The 19563-nt window shown below is 61.6% G+C and carries 10 protein-coding genes; 5 read left to right on the top strand and 5 right to left on the bottom strand.

Annotated features, from left to right (window positions below):
- The first annotated feature begins 1 nt into the window (after nucleotide 1).
- The 5 genes from JP75_RS00650 to galE all read left to right on the top strand — a co-directional run bounded on the left by JP75_RS00650 (nucleotide 2) and on the right by galE (nucleotide 4613).
- Nucleotides 2–934 carry a dihydrodipicolinate synthase family protein gene (locus JP75_RS00650; protein ID WP_035077719.1) on the top strand — a complete coding sequence of 311 codons (933 nt, stop codon included), beginning with the start codon at nucleotides 2–4 and terminating at the stop codon, nucleotides 932–934.
- Nucleotides 935–945: 11 nt separating this feature from the next.
- Nucleotides 946–1620, top strand: coding sequence for a putative N-acetylmannosamine-6-phosphate 2-epimerase (locus JP75_RS00645; protein ID WP_035077716.1), 675 nt, complete (start codon nucleotides 946–948; stop codon nucleotides 1618–1620).
- Nucleotides 1617–2480, top strand: a complete 864-nt coding sequence (locus JP75_RS00640) for an ROK family protein (RefSeq protein ID WP_035077713.1) — start codon at nucleotides 1617–1619, stop codon at nucleotides 2478–2480. The genes JP75_RS00645 and JP75_RS00640 overlap by 4 nt, the downstream gene beginning before the upstream one ends.
- Nucleotides 2481–2785: 305 nt before the next feature.
- Nucleotides 2786–3592, top strand: coding sequence for a cyclic nucleotide-binding domain-containing protein (locus JP75_RS00635; protein ID WP_084587339.1), 807 nt, complete (start codon nucleotides 2786–2788; stop codon nucleotides 3590–3592).
- Between the two features lie 34 nt (nucleotides 3593–3626).
- A complete protein-coding gene (gene galE / locus JP75_RS00630; RefSeq protein WP_035077707.1) occupies nucleotides 3627–4613 on the top strand; it encodes a UDP-glucose 4-epimerase GalE in 987 nt (328 codons plus the stop codon).
- A gap of 170 nt (nucleotides 4614–4783) precedes the next feature.
- Here the strand turns inward: galE and JP75_RS00625 are convergent, their stop codons facing one another.
- The 5 genes from JP75_RS00625 to JP75_RS26115 all read right to left on the bottom strand — a co-directional run bounded on the left by JP75_RS00625 (nucleotide 4784) and on the right by JP75_RS26115 (nucleotide 19486).
- The gene (locus JP75_RS00625; RefSeq protein ID WP_035077704.1) at nucleotides 4784–5443 is read right to left on the bottom strand and encodes a response regulator; all 660 of its coding nucleotides are present in this window, start codon (nucleotides 5441–5443) and stop codon (nucleotides 4784–4786) included.
- 129 nt (nucleotides 5444–5572) lie between these two features.
- Complete coding sequence (locus JP75_RS00620) at nucleotides 5573–6916, bottom strand: HlyD family type I secretion periplasmic adaptor subunit (protein WP_035077701.1); 1344 nt, start codon at nucleotides 6914–6916, stop codon at nucleotides 5573–5575.
- Between the two features lie 21 nt (nucleotides 6917–6937).
- Nucleotides 6938–8575, bottom strand: a complete 1638-nt coding sequence (locus tag JP75_RS00615; protein WP_035077699.1) for a calcium-binding protein — start codon at nucleotides 8573–8575, stop codon at nucleotides 6938–6940.
- Nucleotides 8572–10290 (bottom strand): type I secretion system permease/ATPase, encoded by a 1719-nt coding sequence (locus tag JP75_RS00610; protein WP_425277250.1) that lies wholly within the window; start codon nucleotides 10288–10290, stop codon nucleotides 8572–8574. Before JP75_RS00610 ends, JP75_RS00615 begins: the two co-directional genes overlap by 4 nt.
- Before the next feature lie 127 nt (nucleotides 10291–10417).
- Nucleotides 10418–19486, bottom strand: a complete 9069-nt coding sequence (locus tag JP75_RS26115; RefSeq protein ID WP_051960051.1) for a peroxidase family protein — start codon at nucleotides 19484–19486, stop codon at nucleotides 10418–10420.
- Between the last annotated feature and the right edge of the window lie 77 nt (nucleotides 19487–19563).

Below are 19563 nucleotides of genomic sequence, written 5' to 3'. Positions count from 1 at the left end.
CATGACCAAGCACAGTTATCAGGGCATAATTCCCCCCATCGTCACGCCGCTCAATGCCGATGGCAGCATCAATTATGGCGACCTCGAAAGGCTCGTCGAACACCTGATCGTCTCGGGCGTCGACGGCATTTTCGCGCTGGGGTCGACGGGGCAGGTGGCCTATCTCACCGACGCGGATCGGGTGGCTATCGTCAAGGCTGTCAGCAAGGCGGCGGCCGGGCGGGTTCCGGTGATTGCCGGGGCCATCGACCTAACGGCGGCGCGCATTGCCGAGGGCGCGCGAGCGCTGGTGGCGGCTGGGGCTGACGCCATCGTGGCGACGGCGCCGGTCTATACGATCAATGACGAAGCGGAGGTGGCCGATCATTTCCGGCTAATCCAGGCCGGCATCGATGTGCCGCTTTTCGCCTATGACATTCCGGTGCGCGTGCATCGCAAGCTCTCTGCCAAGCTCCTGGTCGAGCTGGGCAAGGAAGGGGTCATTGTCGGGGTAAAGGATTCCTCGGGCGACGATGTCGGCTTCCGACGATTGATTGCCATGAACGAGGCCGCGGGGCATCCGTTGGCGCTGTTTACCGGCCACGAAGTGGTTGTCGATGCCATGGCGCTGATCGGGGCCGATGGAGCCGTTCCGGGCCTCGCCAATGTCGATGCTGGCGCCTATGTGCGGCTTTGGGCTGCGGCGCAGGCGGGGCGGATCGACGAGGCCATTGCCGAGCAGGACTATCTCAATCGTCTGTTTGAAATCGTCTTCTGCTCGACGGGGCGCTCGGGCGATGCGGCCGGGGTTGGTGCATTCAAGGCGGCGATGGCCGAGGTGGGGCTTCTGAGTTCGGCGACGATGACTGCGCCGATCAAACCGCTCGACGGCGCTACCATCGACAAGATTCGTGCCATCGTGAAGGATGTCGGCCTCGTGAAACGGGCTGCGTGAGAGGCGTTGGGATGAGTGTGCTGCAACGGCTCAGGGGCGGCCTCGTCGCCTCGTGCCAACCCGTGGATGATGGTCCGATGGACCGGCCTGAGATCGTTGCGGCCATGGCCCAGGCGGCCGTGGCCGGCGGCGCGGTTGGTTTGCGGATTGAGGGGGTCGACAATCTTCGTGCCGTGCGGTCGGTCGTTGGTGTTCCGATCATCGGCATCGTCAAAACGGATCTGCCGGATAGCTCGGTGCGGATCACGGTGACGGTGGATGATGCTCTGGCGCTGGCCGATGCCGGGGCCGATATCATTGCCTATGACGCGACGCCGCGCGGGCGGCCCAGCGCGCGGGAAGATGTGCTGGCGGCTATTCTTGGGCGTGGGTGCCTGGCTATGGCCGATTGCGCCACGCTTGAGGATGGGCGCGTTGCCCTCGCCGGTGGTGCGTCGGTGATCGGCACAACCCTGTCTGGCTATACGGTCGAGACGGAGGGGCGGCACGAAGGGCCGGATTTTGAATTGATTGCGGCCTTCAAGGCTCTTGGCGGTTTTGTCATGGCCGAGGGTCGGATCAACACCCCAGAACTGGCTGCGCGCGCCATTGCTGCGGGTGCAGATGCGGTGACGGTGGGGAGTGCGCTGACGCGGCTTGAACATGTGACGGGGTGGTTTGCTTCGGCCATACGGGGCGCGAGATGAGCGTTTCGGGTTTTGCTGTTGATCTCGGCGGCACCAAGACCGCTGCTGCCCGGATCGAGGATGGGCAGGTTGTGGTCCGGTTGCAGAAGGCGACCGATGGAAGCGCGGAGCTGGACGCCCAAGTCAGGGTGATCGCAGACCTCCTGGCAGAACTGGGCTATGCGCATGGCGAGCCGCTGGGAGTTGCCGTCACGGGCCGTGTGGATCGGCATGGGGACTGGCATGCCATCAATACCGGCACGCTTCGCGGGATCAGTGCTGCGCCATTGGGGGCGACGCTACGGGCACGGTTCGGTGCGCGGGCGCATTGCGCCAACGATGCTGCCGCAGCCGCCTTGGCCGAGGCACGGCTGGGGGCCGGGCGGGGCGCCTACAATTTTGCCTATCTGACAGTTTCCACCGGCGTGGGGGGAGGGCTGGTTCTGGGCGGCAGACTGATCGATAGCGGCAATGGCCTTGCCGGTCATGTGGGCTTTGCGGGGAGCCGTCTCGGCGATCAGCGGTGTGGCTCGGGCCGTTTTGGAACCGTTGAGAGCGTCGCCGGCGGGAGGGCGATTGCTGCCGCGGCCGGATTGCACGATGCACGCTCGGTTTTCGAACATGGCGGCTTTGAGCTGCTCATCGACCGCTCCGCGGCGGCGATCGCCGGGCTGATCGGCGATTTGACCGCGATCCTTGGCCTTGATCGTGTGGCCGTCGGCGGGAGTATCGGCTTGGCGCCGGGCTATCTGGCACGTGTGCTCGGGCATTTGCAGGATGAACCGGCGCTTTTCCGGCCCGAGGTCGTGCCTGCTGAACTGACCCATGATAGCGGGCTGATTGGTGCCCTGCTGATCGCGCAGGAGACAGCGGGAGGTTGACTTGGCATGCCCGTTTCTACTCCGACCCTCGTTGCTTGGGCGCCATACCCAAGAAAGCTGAAGACACAAAATAGTGAAAATCCTTAACGCCATACAGCTTCAAATTCCCGTCATGTCAGCAGTTTGGGCATTTGTATCGATTTCGAATTGAGCTTTTTCCTTTGGATGGGACCAAGGTCTGATCGGCACGCGACCAACGTCATTTTTCGGGCGGTGCCTTTGTCTGAATATTGATGCGACCATCGTGAATAGAAGGCTTCGACTGGCTCGGCTCTAATTGCACTTGAAGGGGCAAGGAGAGCGAAATGACGAATCAGTTTATCCATCGAAGCGACTTTCCTTCGTCATTGAAAAGATTGGCGGATCGGTCGATTGCCTCGGGGCGGATGCGCGAATTCTCTCAAGGGGAGACGATTTACGAATCCGGCATGAAAGATATCGTCGGCTATGTCGTGTCCGGGGCAGTGAAGCTCGTGACGTTTCTGCCTGACGGCCGATCCAATATTATCGGGATCATCGAGGCGCCCGGTTTTTTCGGACGCATCTTTGGCGTGGCTACCGAATTTACCATCGAGGCGGCCAGCAATGTCATCGTTGCTTGCTTCGAACGCTCGGCCTTTGAGGCGCAATTGGTGGCTGATCCCGAACTCGAACATTTCATCCATATGGAAAACCTGCACCAACTCGACGAGGCGCATGAGCGTATTCTGGTTCTTGCCTGCACCAGCGTCATCGAGCGGGTGTCGACCTTCATGGTGCTAAAACTCCTGGCCGGGTCGGACGAGGACCGTAAAGCCGGGGTCGTGCATGTGCCGATCAACCGGCGCGACTTTGCCGCTTATCTCGCGACGACCGAAGAAAGCGTCAGCCGCTCCATTCAGGCCCTGGTTCGGCGGGGCACCATCGCCGTCATCAATAGCGCCAATTTCCGTATCCTGAAGCGTGCCGACCTGATCGCGATCTCGCGCCAGGACGAGGACTATCTTCGTGAAATGGTTCGCAGCCGCGGTGGCAAGAAGCCGGCGGGGCCAGTGGCGTCGGCCGCGTGGCGAGATAGCTATGGGGCACGTCGTGCCGAGAGTGCCACGGGCACGATTGTCACGGCCGAATAGTTGGCATTCACAAGGTATGCTTCAGGAGGTCGATATGGCGATACTCGTCACCGGCGGGGCCGGATATATCGGGAGCCACATGGTGCTCAATCTCGCCGATGCCGGCGAGACGGTTGTCGTGCTCGACAATCTGGTGACCGGTTTTGATTGGGCGATCGACAGCAGAGCGATTTTCGTGCGGGGCGATGCCGGCGATATCGCGCTGGTCGCACGGTTGATCGAAGAATACGAGATATCGGAAATCGTACATTTTGCCGGCTCTATCGTAGTGCCGGAATCGGTGGTGGATCCGCTTAAATATTACGCCAATAATACCGCGACCTCGCGCAATCTGATCGATGCGGCGGTGCGCGCTGGGATCAGGCATTTCATCTTTTCCTCGACGGCGGCGGTCTATGGCATGACCGGGCTAGAACCGGTGGTCGAGACGAGCCCGCTCAATCCCATGTCGCCCTATGGACGCTCGAAACTGATGACGGAATGGATGCTGGCCGATGTGGCGGCCGCCCATCCCATGACTTTCGGCGTGCTGCGCTATTTCAACGTGGCGGGGGGCGATCCCGGGATGCGCACGGGACAATCGACGCCGCATGCGAGCCACCTGATCAAGGTGGCTTGTCAGACCGCGCTCGGGCAGCGGGATCATATCGATATCTATGGGACCGATTTCGATACGCCGGATGGAACCGGGGTGCGCGACTATATCCACGTCACCGATCTCATCGCCGCGCATGCCTTGCTGCTGAAACATTTGCGGGCCGGGATGGAAAGCAGCACCATCAACTGCGCCTATGGCCAGGGCTATTCCGTGCGGCAGGTGATCGAGGCGGTGCGCGAGATTTCCGGCGTGCCTTTCCGGGTCAATGAAGCGCCACGCCGGGAGGGCGATCCGGCTTCGGTAACGGCGACCGGGCAGAAGGCGCGCATGCTCTTGGGCTGGGTGCCGCGCCTCAATGATCTCTATACGATTGTCGATACGGCTTTTGCCTGGGAACGGCATTTGATGCTGCGCAATCGCTGAATGACGCAGTGACTTTGGAAAGTCGCGTTGGTCTGGAAGACGATCACCGGTGTATTAGGTCGCTTCACCTTTGATCTGAGCTATCCCCATCCTCCGACTTCACCCCGGCGGGGTGGGAAGCACTTGAGACTCAATCGTAGCGTGAAATGCTCTAGGAACAGACACGCCCCTCAGGAGCGGGCGTCGGCCTGTTCCTGGCTGAGGCGCGAAGCGATGACGACTTCCACGCGGTTGCGGGCCTTGAGCTTGAGCATGAGGCCGGTCATGTAGTGTTTGACGGTCTTTTCGCTGATGTGCAGAGCCGCCGCGATCTCGCGATTGGTGCGGGCCTGCATGAGGTGGCCGACGATCTGCTTTTCGCGGACATTGAGGCGGACGGCTTCGTCTAGCGCCTGCCGGCGGGCACGATCGCGCAGGCCATTCATGACCTGGCTGGCATATTGGCGGGTGACGAACATCTGGTCGGCCATGACGGTATCGATGGCTTCGAGAAGTTCGGAAGAGGGGCTGCCTTTGAGGGCAAAGCCGGTGGCGCCGGCATCGAGCGCCTTGAGCGCGGATTCGATGCTGCAATAGGCGGTGAAAACGACGATCTTGGTATCCGGGGCGGTCGCCCCGATCTGGGCAATGGTCCGGAAAACATCGCCCGGCATACTCAGATCCATGATGATGACGTCGGGGGCGAGGGTCCGGACCAGCTCCATGCTGGCATCGGCACTGTCGGCCTGTCCGACGATCTCGTGCCGGTCGCTTCCGGCGAAAAGGGAGACCATTCCGGCCAGTAAAACCGGGTGGTCGTCAGCGATTGCAACTCTGATAGGTTTCCTCATTGCGCACCAGCAGTATTTGCTGCGACCCCACTTTTCCTTGCACTTTGAAGCCTACGACTTAATTAAGGATCGGTAAATTCCCTTTATTTGGGAGTTTGCAAATGTGATTAACCCGAATGTCAGTAGTACTTACTGTTCTCGGAAAGCGCGGGAAATCTGATCGGTGAAAGGCTTGACGAAATAGGCAATGGCGACCTGTTCCTGGGTCTGGACAAAGACCTCTACCGGCATGCCGGGAATGAGGCCGCGATTGCCGAGAACCGAGAGGTCGCCGGTCACGCTGGCTTCGGCGACATAGTAGCTCTGGCCGCTCTGGGGGTCGCTGGTGGCAGCCGCCGAGATGCGCGAGACGACGGCCGGGATTTCGGGGGTCGTGCGCTGGTCGAAGGCGCTGAAGCGGAGTTTTACTTCCTGGCCAGGCAGGATCTGGTCGATATCGTTTATGGCGACGCGGAACTCGATGGAGAGATCGGCATCGTCGGGCACGATGGTGAGGAGGCGCTCGGCCGAGCCCACGACGCCGCCGAGGGTCGTGACGGCGAGCTCGTTGACCGAACCGCTTACCGGCGCGCGGATGAGGGTCCGCTCGAGGCGGTCTTCCACTGCCACAAGACGATCGCTCAGCTCGGCGATATTGGCCGTGACGGCGCGCAGCTCACGCTGGGCCTCGGTATAGGCGACATCATCGATGGCGAGGATCTGCAGCTTGATTTCGCTGATGCGGGCATTGGAGCGGGCAATGCTGGCGGTCAGCTCGCCCTGGGAGCCGAGCATGCGGGCCAGTTCGCGGTCGGCGACATTGAGGCGGGTGGTCTCAATCAGGCCCTTTTCGGAGAGCGAGCCCATGCGGTCGCGTTCTTCGCGCGCAAGGGTCAGTTCGTCGGCGAGGGCAGTAGCCTGGAATTGCAGGCCGCCGATTTCTTCTTCGAGCTGCGAAACCTGCAATTGCAGTTGCTCGCGCTGGGACTCGCGGTTCCTCGTCGTGCTTTCGAACAATTGCTGCTCGCCGTGGAGTATCAGGATGGCATCGGGATAGGTGGCGAGGAAATCGAGCGGAAACGAGATTTCCTTGGCCGCGTCGCGTTCGGCGATCAATCTTGATTGCCGGGCGATGAGTTCGGCGAGCTGGCCCATCAGGATTGAGCGCTCGGCGCGGATCTGGACATCGTCGAGGCGAAGCAGGACGTCACCGGACGTGACGTGCTGGCCTTTATGGACGTTGATCGCCTGGACCACGCCGCCATCGGGGTGCTGGATAACTTTGACATTCTCGGCGACGAGCACGGTGCCGCTCGAAATAACCGCACCGGAAAGTTTGGCGGTGGCAGCCCAGCCGCCAATGCCGCCGAGCAGAAGGATGGCCGCGATGCTGCCGGTCATCACGCGGCCGCGCAGGGAGAAATCGGAGCTTTTCACCTTGCTGCGGTTGAGATTGGCGCGCGCATAGGGGGCCGACATATCCATGGTCGTCATCTGTTCACTCCTGGTCGCCGATCAGGCGACATGATTGCCGACGGCCAAAGGCAGATGGACGCCATCAAGGGTTATGGAGATTTCGTAGAAGTCGTTGCGATCGACATCGGCCTCGATGATTGTGTGGTCCATGTCGTCGTAATGGGCATAGGTGATGCGGATCGGCAGACCCTCCTCGAAGCCATCGTCGATGGCGTCGTAGACATCGCCAAAGCGCTCCTCTTCGAGTCGCTCCGCTCTTCGCGATATTTCATAATCGGCAACGTGAATGCGGTCGCCGACGACGAAATCAAGAATGCCATAGACAAGCTGGTGGCTGAGCGTCGGGCGTTCGTCGGAAACGGTGAAGATGAAGAGATCGTCGCCACGCCCGCCGGTGACGACAGCGCCGGTGGCGCCGAAGACGAAGGTGTCATTGCCGTCGCCACCGATAAATTCCTCGATGTTCTTGAAGAGGTCTTCACCGATTTCGTCGCTTGTGGCGATGCCGGCGGCAAGGTCGAGGTGGATGTCGGCCGTGAAGGTTGAGTAGTCGAGCGTGTCGCGGCCTTCGCCGCCATCCACACGATCATTTCCGGCATTGCCGGCGATCCTGTCGTGACCAGCGCCGGCATCGACCTCGTCATCGCCTTCGCCGCTGTCGATGGTGTCGTCGCCCTCTCCCCCGTTGATGATGTCATTGCCGTCATTGCCCGAGAGAGTGTCGTTTCCGTCGTTTCCATAGATGACGTCGTCGCCGTCACCTCCGGAGACGGTGTCGTCGCCTTGCCCGGCGATGATGGTGTCATTGCCTCCGTCGCTGATCTCATAGGTGAAGGTGACGAGACCGAGCATGCCGGGAACGGTGATGAAGGACCAGCCGTGATTGGTTTGCACCAGGGTGCCGCCAGTGGCGGTGAGGTCGTTGATGGTCAGGATGTCATTGTCGGGATCGGTTGCGCCGAAGAGCAGTTGGGAGAGGCCGATCAGGACCACCTGGCCAGCAAAGACATCGTGGAGGCGGACGGGGCCGAGCACGGTGGGGGCGCGGTTGATGTTTTCGTCCTGATCCTCGTCGTCGTCCTCGTCTTCCGCGTCATTGTCGTTGTCATTGCCGCCCTCGTCCTCGTCGGGGTTTTGGGTATCGGCGTCATGATGGGATTTGGGGGCCGCAGGAGCGGTGGAGAGGTTCGGTTCGGCGCGATCGACGAGGGCGGCATTGTCGTTCTGCGGCCGGTAGTGGACGGCGGCGGGGAAGAAGGGGGCGACATTGGGGCCGAGGAAGTCGAAGGAGGCCGCGGTATAGTGGAAGGCGATGGGGTCGGGCATGGTGAAGGGCTCGTCCCAGTCCCCGGTCGCGTGGCGCACCGCGCTTCTGGGATGTTGCTCCTCCTCGATGGAGCCGGTGGTCATGAGATCGACCCCGGGACCGCCCGGCTCCTGGCGGGTGCCGCGCGGGGCGCCGCTATTGGCGGCGGGATTGGGCTCGGCGCCGGGCACATGGTCCTGGGATTGGGCCGGAAAGGCGCTTTTTATGTAGGCGGCGATGCCGGTGAAGAAGAGGGCGAGATAGACCGGCAGGCGCGAGGCCTTTTCGGGGACGTTGAACTCGAGCTTTTTCCTGAGGTCGGCCGGATCGGTCTTTTGTTGCTGCTGGCTGGATTTGGCCTCGATGATCATGCCATGCCTCCCGTTTCCGTGCGCGGCTCGACCACCTTCAAGCCATTGGCATTGGTATTGAGGTTTGCCTGGCGCTGGCCGGCGACGATCTCTTCCTTGGGTCCGAAGGCGGTAAGCCGGCCGTTCTGGATGACGGCGACCATGTCGACTTCGGCGAGGATCGATGGCCGATGGGCAACGACCACGGCAATGCCGCCGCGGGCGCGGATCTGGCGAATGGCGAGGTTCAATGCCGCTTCGCCCTCGGCATCGAGGAAGGCATTGGGCTCGTCCATGATGACGACGAAGGGATCGCCATAAAGGGCACGGGCAAGACCGATGCGCTGGCGCTGGCCGGCCGAGAGGGCGGTGCCCATGGGACCGAGCTGGGTATCATAGCCATCGGGAAGGCGCACGATCATCTCGTGGACGCCGGCGGCTCTGGTGGCCGCGACAATGGCGCGGGCATCGCGCTGGGGCGAGAGGCGGGTGATGTTTTCGACGATCGTGCCATCGAGAAGCGCCACGTCTTGCGGGAGATAGCCGATATATTGACCGAGTTTTTCCTCATCCCATTGGGTGAGGTCGGCGTCGTCGAGGCGGATGGCGCCGCGGAGGGCCGGCCAGATGCCGGTGAGGGCACGAACGAGCGTGGTCTTGCCGCCGCCGCTGGGGCCGATCACCCCAAGACCCTGGCCGGCGTTGAGCTCGAAGCCGACTTCCGTCAACAACACGCGGCCCGAAGCGGGGGCGGCCACGGAGATCTTGTCGACCTTGAGCGACTTGGTCGGGGCCGGCAGGTCGATCGGTTTGGTCATATTGGAGAGGGCCACCATGGTATCGCGCAGGCGCTTGAACGCCTGGCGGGCGGCGACGACGCCCTTCCAATTGCCGATGGCCATGTCGATGGGGGCGAGAGCGCGGGAGGAGGCGACCGAGACGGCGATGATGGCGCCGGCAGACATCTGGCCCTGGATCGTCAGGTAAGCGCCGACGCCGAGCAAAGCCGATTGCAGCACCATCCTCAAAATGCGCGAGAAGGCGCCAAAGGTGCCGATGACATCGCTGGCGCGGGTCTGCAGGGTCAGGTGGTCCTGATTGACCTCGTTGAAGCGGCTGACCGCCCTTCCGGCAAAGCCCATGGCCTTGAGGATATCGGCATTGCGGGCATTGGAATCGGCCACGGCATTGCGGGTGAGGAAAGCCTGCTGGGCGGCGGCGGCCAGTTTGCGCGACTTGAGTTCGGTCCAGATGGTGAGGAGGGTCAGGACGAAAGCCCCGCCCAGGGTCAGGGCGCCGAGCACGGGGTGGAGGAAGTAGACGAACAGAATATAGAGCGGCACCCAGGGCAGGTCGAAGAGGGCCACCGGGCCCTGGCTGCCCATAAAAGTGCGGATGGTGTCGACATCGCGGCCGCGTTCCAGGGCCTCGCCGGTGGAAAAACCGAAGCGGGGCATGTCGACGCTGACACGATGGGCAATGGGGGCCAGCATGCGATCGAAGCGCGCGCCGATACGGACGAGGAGCTGGCTGCGCACGATGTCGAAGACGCCCTGGAAGAGATAGAGGCCGATGACGAGGATGGAGAGGGCTGCCAGGGTCGGAATGGAGCCGCTGGTCAGGGCCCGATCATAGATCTGCAGCATGTAGAACGAGCCGGTCAAAGCCAGCACATTGATGATGCCCGAGATCCAGAACAGGAAGACCGCGACGCCCTTGAACTCCTTGCGCAGCATCTCGTCGCCGCGATGTTCGGCCAATGCCTTTGTCGTCGATGCCATGATCGGCCCCCGAAGAATGGATGGATGGTCTTTTGGAAGAAGAAAAAGCCCGGCCGGTGGGTACCGGCCGGGCAGTTGGAGGCTAGAGGTTGAAGTCCGAGCCGGTCAGGGTGTGATTGCCGGCAATGCTGATCCGGAACTCGGGCGCATTGTCCCCGGCGGTATTGCCCGAGATGACGGTATATTCCCCATCCTCGCGCGTCTCATGGGTGACCACGATCTGGCCCGGGGCGGTCGCAGCCTGGCCGCTTTGGAGGGTGAAGGTATCGTTCCCCGCCACCCCGGCATTGGCGTCGATCCCCGAGAGGTCGATCTTGTCGCCGGCTTCAAAGCCGCGGATGGTGTCGCCATGGGCGGCTGCAGTGGAACCGAAGACGAAGATGTCTTCGCCCGCCCCGCCATCCACCACATTGACGGCATTGGACATGGTGATCACGTCATTGCCCGAGCCGGTGGTGACGTTTTCGACGCCATAGAGCGTGTCTACCCCGCTCTCTGCCGAGACCGCGCTGCCGCGGCCGCCGACACCGGTGCCGAGATCGACAGTGGCATCGCTGGTGAGGAAGGCCATGTCGAGCGTGTCATTGCCACTGTCGCCCGAGAGCTCGCCACCGTAATAGGTGTCGTTGCCATCGTTGAGCGAAGCCACGAAGAGGTCGTTGCCGGCCCCGCCGAAGACCGTGTCATTGCCGTCACCGGCATCGACGAGGTCATTGCCTGATCCACCGAAGAGCCGATCATGGCCACCTTCGCCATAGATGAGGTCGTCATCATCGCCGCCGAAGACATCGTCATCGCCATCATCGGCAAAGATGATGTCTCGGCCCGAGCCGGCATCGACGAAGTCATCACCGGCGCCGGCCCGAATGACGTCTACACCGGCATTGGCGATGATGTAGTCCGTGCCGGCAAAGCCGAACACCAGGTCGCCACCCGAAGTCCCGAGCAGGACATCATCCTGCGGCGTCCCAAGTACCGGACCACCGACATCAGGCCCATCATCATCGCCATCGTCTTCATCGTCCCAGTCGTCTTCGTCGTCGCCAGGAACGTGATCGTCGTCATCGTCGTCTTCATCATCTTCTTCTTCATCATCGTCGTCATCGATGATCGGCGGGCCGCCATGGGAGACGTAGCGGATCGAGTGTTCGCCATCGCTGAGCGTGGTGACCCCGTTCTCGTCCGTGGTCTCGACGAAGTCGTCCATGGTCGTGCCCGGCGGCAGTTCGATGACATCCTGCGGGCGCAGGGTGCCGATGATCGTGTCGTGGCCGCCATTGGACTTGAAGACGATGCGATGGGCGGAACTCAAGGACGATATGTCGATCGTGTCGTCGCCCGCATCGCCATCGATGGTGATGGTATTGAGGCGCAGGCTCGTGGCCGAGAAATCGCCCACGATATTGAAGGTGTCGCCGCCCGGGGAACCGGTGCCGTTGGGGTCAAACCCATTGATGCGGATTTCCTCGATTTCCCGCAGCTCGGCGATCACGGAGGCATTGTTGGTGCCGTTGCGGGTGACGATGATTTCCGTCGCGGCGTTGAAGTTGGCGAGGCTATTGCCAACAATCGCGGCAAAGGCGGCACGGGTGAAGATCGTGTAGGTTTCAGCACCCGTCCGGCCGTTGATCACGAAGGTGTCGCCAGCGGCGCCTTCGGTGCCGCCATTGACGACCTGACGGCCGTCGGTGGGATTGGCCGCATTGGCGTTCCAGACGATGGTGTCATCGCCCGCATCGCCATTGACGGTGTCCGCGCCGAGATTAGTGCCCGAAGCCGTGACCACGAAGTTGTCGATGAAGAAATTGTCACCGTCGTCCCAATTGCCGTTCGCGATGAAACGGATGGCGGACTGGGGGCCGATCTGTGCAGCCGACAGGGCCAGGTTGAAGTTGCCACTGGCCGTGCTCAGCGCTCCTCCGGTCAGAGTCTGCCAATCGTTGGTCGTGTGGTTCCAGGCCTGGACGGTTACGTTCTCATCGCCGGTCAAGCTGGTGTCACCGACATAGGCGAACTGTACGGAAGCGGATGTGGCACCTGTGAGATCGAAGGCGCGTTGGATGAACTCGCCACCGTCAATTGCCTCGTTGAAGTGCAGACGGCCGCCGCTGCCGGTGTTGACCTGGATATCGCCGGAATTGTCGTCGGTGTTTTCGCCGCCCCCTTCGGTCCAGCCACCATTGAAGAGCAGCGTGCCATTGTTATCGGTGTAGGAGATGCCACCGCCAAAGTCGTCGGCAAAAGTGCCTGCGTTGGCGCCCAGGCCGCCAGTCAGGGTGTCGTTGCCTTCACCGCCGTTGAGAATGTCGGCACCTTCGCCGCCATTGACAACGTCGTTGCCGCCGCTGGCATTGACTGTGTCATTGCCTCCAAGTGCATTGATCAGTTCTGGGACGTTGGTGCCCAGATGCGTCTGGCCGGTATTGGTGCCCGTTATCGGAGTGAAGGAGGAAGTTGCGAGCACGAAATCGGCCTGGGTCAGCGATGCCGACGTCACGCCGTTGAGGCGGATGGTGCCACCGGCACCGGCGATGCCGCCATCAATAGTGATGAGAGCACCGCTCGGGTCGGTCACATCAGAGATCGCGACGCGGGTAGCAAAATTGGCAGCGCTGATGCCCATGCCGGTGAGGTCGATAAGGTCCTGCCCGCCCGCAGCATCAGCATCGAAGCCGTTGACGATGTCGGCACCAAAGCCGTTGGCAGTATAACGCAGGGTATCGTTGCCATCGCTGACAGTGATGGTGTCGTTGCCTTCGCCGCCGATGATGGAGTCATTGCCCGTACCACCATTGAGCGTGTCGTTGCCCGTTCCGCCATCAAGCAGGTCGTTGCCGGCGCCGCCATTGATGACGTCATTGCCTCCGCCGCCAAAGAGCTGGTTCTCGCCGTCACTGCCGTTGATAGTGTTGTCGAGCGCATTGCCCGTGCCGTTGACGCCATTGTTCGTGCCGGTCAGCGTCAGGTTTTCGACATTGGCACCCAAAGTGAAGCTCATAGAGGAATTGACCTGGTCAATACCCGCATTAGCCGCTTCGTCGACGATATCGCCCGCGCTGTCGACGATATAGGTGTCGTTGCCGCCGCCGCCGCCCATGACGTCGTTACCCGTTCCCCCATTGTGGATGTCGTTGCCAGCGCCACCGAGCAGGATGTCATTGCCGGCGCCACCATTGAGCGTGTCATTGCCGTCGAGGCCAAGCACCAGTTGGCTGTTGTTGGCGCCACTAGGCCCGTTGAGAGCTGGATCATCGACATTGGTGCCGGTGACGATGGCGTAGGTGGTGCCACCGAGCGAAAGGTTTTCGATACCGGTCAGGGTGTCCGTGCCATCGGCACCGCCATTGCGGTGCGTGACCACGAGCTGGCCCGCCGCGTTGACGGCATAGTCATAGGCACTGGCCGCGCCGGCGAAGACGGCGGTGTCCGTTCCGAGGCCACCAATGATCGTGTCGCTGCCGGCGCCGCCCGTGAGCGTGTCGTTGCCGGCACCACCATCGATGATGTCGTTGCCGCCAAGGCCGTTCAGGTTGTTGTTGCCCGCATTGCCAGTGATCTGGTTGGCGTTGGCATTGCCGTCGCCATTCAGGTTGGCGGTGCCCGTGAACATCAGGTTTTCGAGATCGAGGTCGTCGAGATCGTAGTTGATCGACGCCATGACTGTGTCGATGCCTTCATTGGCATTTTCGGTGATGTCGTCGCCGCCGGCATTGACCTCATAGGTGTCGTCGCCGTCATTGCCGATCATGTCGTCATTGCCGGCGCCGCCGATGAGCAGGTCATTGCCGCCGTCGCCTGTGAGCGTGTCGTTGCCGGCACCGCCGAAGAGGACGTCGTTTTCGCCACTGCCAAGGAGATTGTCTCCGGCCGTTGTGCCGATGACGAGCGAGCTGGTATTTGGATCGACGGGCCCGAGTTCGTCGACACCGTCGCCGTCGTCGTCGTCATTGGTGTCGAAACTGATTGCATAGTCACCGGCGAGCACGGTGCCGCCATAGACATTGTTGCTGAAGTTCACCAGTTCGACGCGGTTGGCGACGTTGTCGAATTCATCGACTACCGTGACGGTCTGACCGTTGAAGCCGAGGGTCAGGTCGCCATTGGCCTGGCGGACGGCGGTCAGGGCCGCGAGCGGGACGGCCGCGGTGCCGCGGGCGATGGTGATGCGATCGGTGCCGCCGGTCTCGGTGATGACATCATTGCCGTCGGCAAGGCCGAAGCCATAAGTGTCGTTGCCAAGGCCGCCATTGAGCTGGTCGCCGCGGAACACGCTGACGACAAAATTATCGATATAGAAATTCTCGCCGTCTTCCCAGTTACCTTCCGCCCGGAAGCGAATGGCCGCATCACTACGAAGATGAGCTGCGGACAAATTGGCCGTGAAGGTGCCGGTGCCGCTATCGGTTGTACTCCCGAGCGTTCCGAGCGCATCCCACGTCGTACCGTTCCATGCCTCCACCACGACGTTCTCGTCGGTGCCTTCGTCGTCGAGGCTGTCGTCTTCGTATGAGAAGCTCACTGTGGCCGACGAGGCCCCGGCAAGGCTGAACGTCCGGGAAATGCTCTCGCCGCCGCCGATATTCTCGTCGAAGCGCAAGCGCCCACCGGAGATTTCAATGTCGCCGCCCGACGGGCTGGTTGTGCCATCATTGGCCTCGGTCCAGCCGCCCGTGAAGTTCGCGGTGCCGTCATTGCCGGTGTAGTTTGCCGGCTCGAAATTATCGGCATAGGTCGTGGGCACCGCATCGGTGCCGCCGATCAGGACGTCATTGCCGCCATTGCCGTTGAGAATGTCGCTGCCGGCGAGGCCGACGATGATCTCATTGGCATCCGTACCATTAAGGACGGGGCGGTCGGTAGCGGCATTGGTCCCGCCATTGTCGTTGAACGGGGTGCCCATGATGAGGGCGTAGGTGCCATCGGTGAAGCGCAGGCGCTCGATGCCGGAGAGGGTGTCGGTGCCCTCGATGCCATCTTCGATCGCATGCGAGACCACGAGCCTGCCATCGGCGTCGAGCGAGAAGGAGAAATTGGTGCTGACGTCGCGGAACACGGCGGTGTCGATGTCGCCCGGCGTGGCATCGGTGCGGATCGTGCGGACGACGGAGAGCTGGCCGGGGTTGATGAGGCCGGCAAACACGTCGCTGGTCAGTTCCTTCATGCTCTTGACGAGACGAAGGGGCGTGCCGGTGTGGTTCGGGTCGGTCGTGGCAAAAACGCCGATCTGCACGTCGAGCCACTTGTCGCCATCGATGATGTCGTCTCCGGCATTGCCCTGGATCTCGTCGCTGCCGTCGCCGCCGAGGATAATGTCACCGGCAAGGAACGAGGTGACGCCGGTGCCTAGAACCGCCTGAAGACCGTTGATCAGGGCAATGCCCTGAGCGTCGAGCGCACTGCCGAGATAGCCGGTTGAGCCGCCCTGTGCTGCGGGAACGCGGGTCGTGGCGTCTTCTTCCGAACCCTTCAGAATGTCGTTGAAGGCGGAGCCGGAGAGGCCTTCCATCGACTCGTATTCGTCGAGCGAGGCATTTTGCGGCAGGACGGGCGCCTCGTCGAAGACGATGGGGATAGATAGGTCCGCGGTCACGCCGCTGACATTGTCCTTATAGGTCGCCCAGTCGAAGCCGGACATGCCGGCCATCTTGCCGCGGCCTGGGCTGCCAACCATGATGTCGTCGCCGCCTTCGCCGATGAACTCGTCGAAGCCGCCGTCGCCGAGGAACACGTCGTTCCCGTCGATTTCGTCATGGGCGAAAATTTCATCGAAATTGTCGCCAGGGGCGCCATCGAAGGTGCCGGTTTCAATCCAGTCGTCGCCCTCGTTGCCGAGAATGCGTTCGGCATTCTTGTTGCCGAAGATGAAGTCATTGCCTTCGCCAGCAAAGACTTCCGAGCCCATATCGGTACCCAGGACTATGAAGTCCTGACCGCGGCCACCCATGACAAGATCAAGGCCGGGACCGGCGTGGATAGCGTCGTTGCCGTCGCCGCCCTTGATATTGTCGTCGCCACCCATGTCGCGGACGATATCGTCGCCGTCGCCGGCATTGATGATGTCGTTGCCGTGGCCGCCCTCGAGATTGTCGTTGCCGCCATCGCCAAAGAGCGTGTCGTCGCCGATGCCCGCAATCAGGATGTCGGCATTATTGGTGCCGCCGAGGAGGACATGGTCGCCCCCGGTATAGCGCAGATAGTTGGTGTCGGGGCCTGAGGTGGCCGGGTTGTTGCGAATGACCAACTGGGTGAGCAGCCCATCGCCGATGGGGTCGGTGCTCTCGAGGATGCCGTCACCATCGAGGTCATTGAACTGTTTGGTGATATCAACCTCGAGGATGAGGCCGGGCGTCGAGAATACGTCGGATGGCAGATGGGTCGCATCGGTATTCCGCATGATCATGGCAGCAAAGGAATTTGCTTCCATTTCACCGAAAAGGTGCAGGCCATCGAGGCGCTGCAGGTAGTAGAAGCGATCGCCGTTCTGCAGCTTCTCCATCTGGGTTTCGAAGACGAAGTTGAAGGTCGAGCCCAGCATGCCGCCGAAAGGGGTGATCGCTTCGGCAAGGCCGCCGATCCAGAGATCGACATTTTCCAGACCGCCTAGAGTTGCGGCATAGCCATCAGTACCATTGAGGAAAGCTTCGCGATCCTCCGGCATGACGAAGGCAGGGTCCATGGCGGCAAATTTGCCGAAAGCCTCGCCCAGAATGAGAGTGATGGCGGCGTCACGCTTGCCTTCGACAGTGGTCTCTGCCGTGATCAGGGGATGCGTACCATAGGCGGCTATGAAGTTGATGATCGAGGCTTCATGCTTGAGGTGGCTTGCGAACTCGACCCAGCTTTCATAGGGCTTCAGGATCGCATCGTTGCCGGTTGCTTCGTAGAACTGGCGGCGGGCCTCGTTGAGCGAGGGTACGCCGGTATCGCGTCCTCGGGCCAGGTTGATGGTCGCCAGATCGAGAGGCAGACCGAGTAGGTTATTGCGCAGGGCACTAGTGACGAATTCGTCGATATGGTTGCCCACCTGTCGCGTCATACCGCGGATGATGGAACCAGCCATCTCGTCGTCAGGTAGGGAAGCGAATTCAAGCGGATTGAGGAAGCCTTCGATGAGCCCAATCTGATCGGGGGTGAAGGAAGGATCGTAACGGTCGATCGTCTCGGTCAGCATGGAATGGCCGAACCGATAGACGACGTGGGCGAACTCGGCGAGGATCGTCGGATCGATGGTGACGTCGTAGCCGTCGGGAACCAGGAAGACGTTGATATTGGGCTGGATCTTGCGGGCGAACTCTTCGAAGACGAGGTGCTGATATTGCATCTCGGTGCCGAACTTGGCGGCCTGGAAGAGGCGCTCTCCGTCCCAGCGGCCGATATCGTTCTTGAGCGCCAGGCGCTCAGCGTCGCTATCGATCTGGGTCAGCGCAGTCAAACCAACGTCCAGCCATTCATTGATGAAGGCGAGATCATTGGTCGCGAGGATGACGTCCTTGGTGTGGGCCATCAGCCGGTTGTGTTCGGAGTGGAACACGTGGTGGACTGCGGTGAGGCCAATATTTTCATTGCCGCGGCCGTCGCCGGTGACGAAGTGGGCGTCCAGCAGTTCGTTGTCATAGGACGTACTGACGGGTGAGCCATCGGTATTGGCGAGGCCGATTTCGATGTCGCCATCGGCGATCTTGCCGACAGGAACCGCGGTATGGGCAATGTCATCGAGGAAGGCATGGCCGGTACGGACCGCCAGATGCGTGACCTGGGGTAGCGTGTCCGTGTCGCTCGCATCGTCCGGGGTGACCGTGACGAGGCTGAGCGGGTTTGCCGGAGTGCCCGAGGCCAGGGTCGGCGGATTGCCAACCATCACCACCTGGGCAAATCCCGTTACGGGGTGAGGAATGAAATTGCCATATTCGTCGGTGGCGAGCAGAGGCAGGTTGCCGACGTGATAGTCGGTCAGGTCGATGCCCAGCATGGCCTTGGCCTGCGCCTTGATTTCGGCCCAGGTGGGTAGGCCGCCATTGGCGCCATCAAGCAGGCCGCCCGTCGCCTGCGGCTTGCCGTCGACGAGGATATATTCGCGCAGGAAGACCTGATGCGAAGCGTGCGAGGTATAGGTCTGGTTCTGGTCGACGAAAGGCGTCGTGGTGTTGATCGGACGGACATCGTCCGTGCTTTCAATGTCGAGGGTGTCGGGATTGTCCAGAATGCCGTCGGGACCGGCGCCGACCGTGGCGCGGGTGAGCACCATGAAATTGGTCGGGCTCGTCGGATCGTAGAGCGGGTCATCGGGCTGAAGCGGGATGAACACCGTGCCGCTGCCGCCTTTGCCCACCAGATCGAGGCCATGATCGAAGAACTGGCCGAAAAGGGTGAACCAGGAATTGAACGAGGCCGACAGGCCTTCGTCGGGTGCGATATTGGGCAGCGAGATATTGTCGCCATCCATCTTGATGCCATTTTCGGCAAGCAGCACGTCCAGCGGTCCGCGGGCAGTGGCAAGATTGGCGTCAGCCGTGGCCGAGGCCGAGGCCGTTACCGCTGCGGCAGTTTGTGCTGCCGCGACAGCAACCGGATCCTGGGGCGTTGCCGCCAGCGCAGCGGCCAGTGTCCGCTGAGCATTCACGTCCGCTACGTGTGCAGCTTCCGCGGCTTCAACAAAGGGTTTGACGGGCTGGTACTCGGCCCGAATGCTGATGGCGATATCCAGCAGCGTCATGCCCGGAGGGGGGACGATGCCGGCGCGCTGCAGCGCGACCATGATGGCGGCGGGATTGTCGAGTGTCTGATCGACAATCAGGTTGGAAATCGTCCGGACGGAGCCGTCGATTACGACATTGTTCGGATTGGTCGAGGGGTTGTAGTTGGGTGCCGTGGGGAATGAGGGGGCAGGTCCCGGACCATCGGGGTCGAGCATGCCGCCCTGAGCATCGCGATAGTCATTGCCCAGAGGTTCGGGGAAGGGATTGTCGGCCGAGCCCCATTCGGGGTGCAGCAGATTGTTGTACTCGCCGTTTACCGTGCGCAGGCCCCAGGCCAGATTATAGGTGGGGATCAGGCCTCCCGGTCCGTAGAGAGGTTGGCCCGCCGCATGTGCTTCGGCAATCTTGATCTGCTTGAGAATGAATTCCAGGTCGCTCTTGATGTAGGTAACCATCACTTCCCCTCCGGCACAAAGGCAGCCTGAAACAGGCGGCTTTCACCATCCAATCGCCGCGGCGGCTGCCACGGCCT

It is taken from the genome of Devosia riboflavina (assembly GCF_000743575.1).
Lineage (GTDB): Bacteria > Pseudomonadota > Alphaproteobacteria > Rhizobiales > Devosiaceae > Devosia > Devosia riboflavina.
Note: the sequence above shows the minus strand (reverse complement) of the source record. Positions and strands in the feature narration are given on the sequence as shown.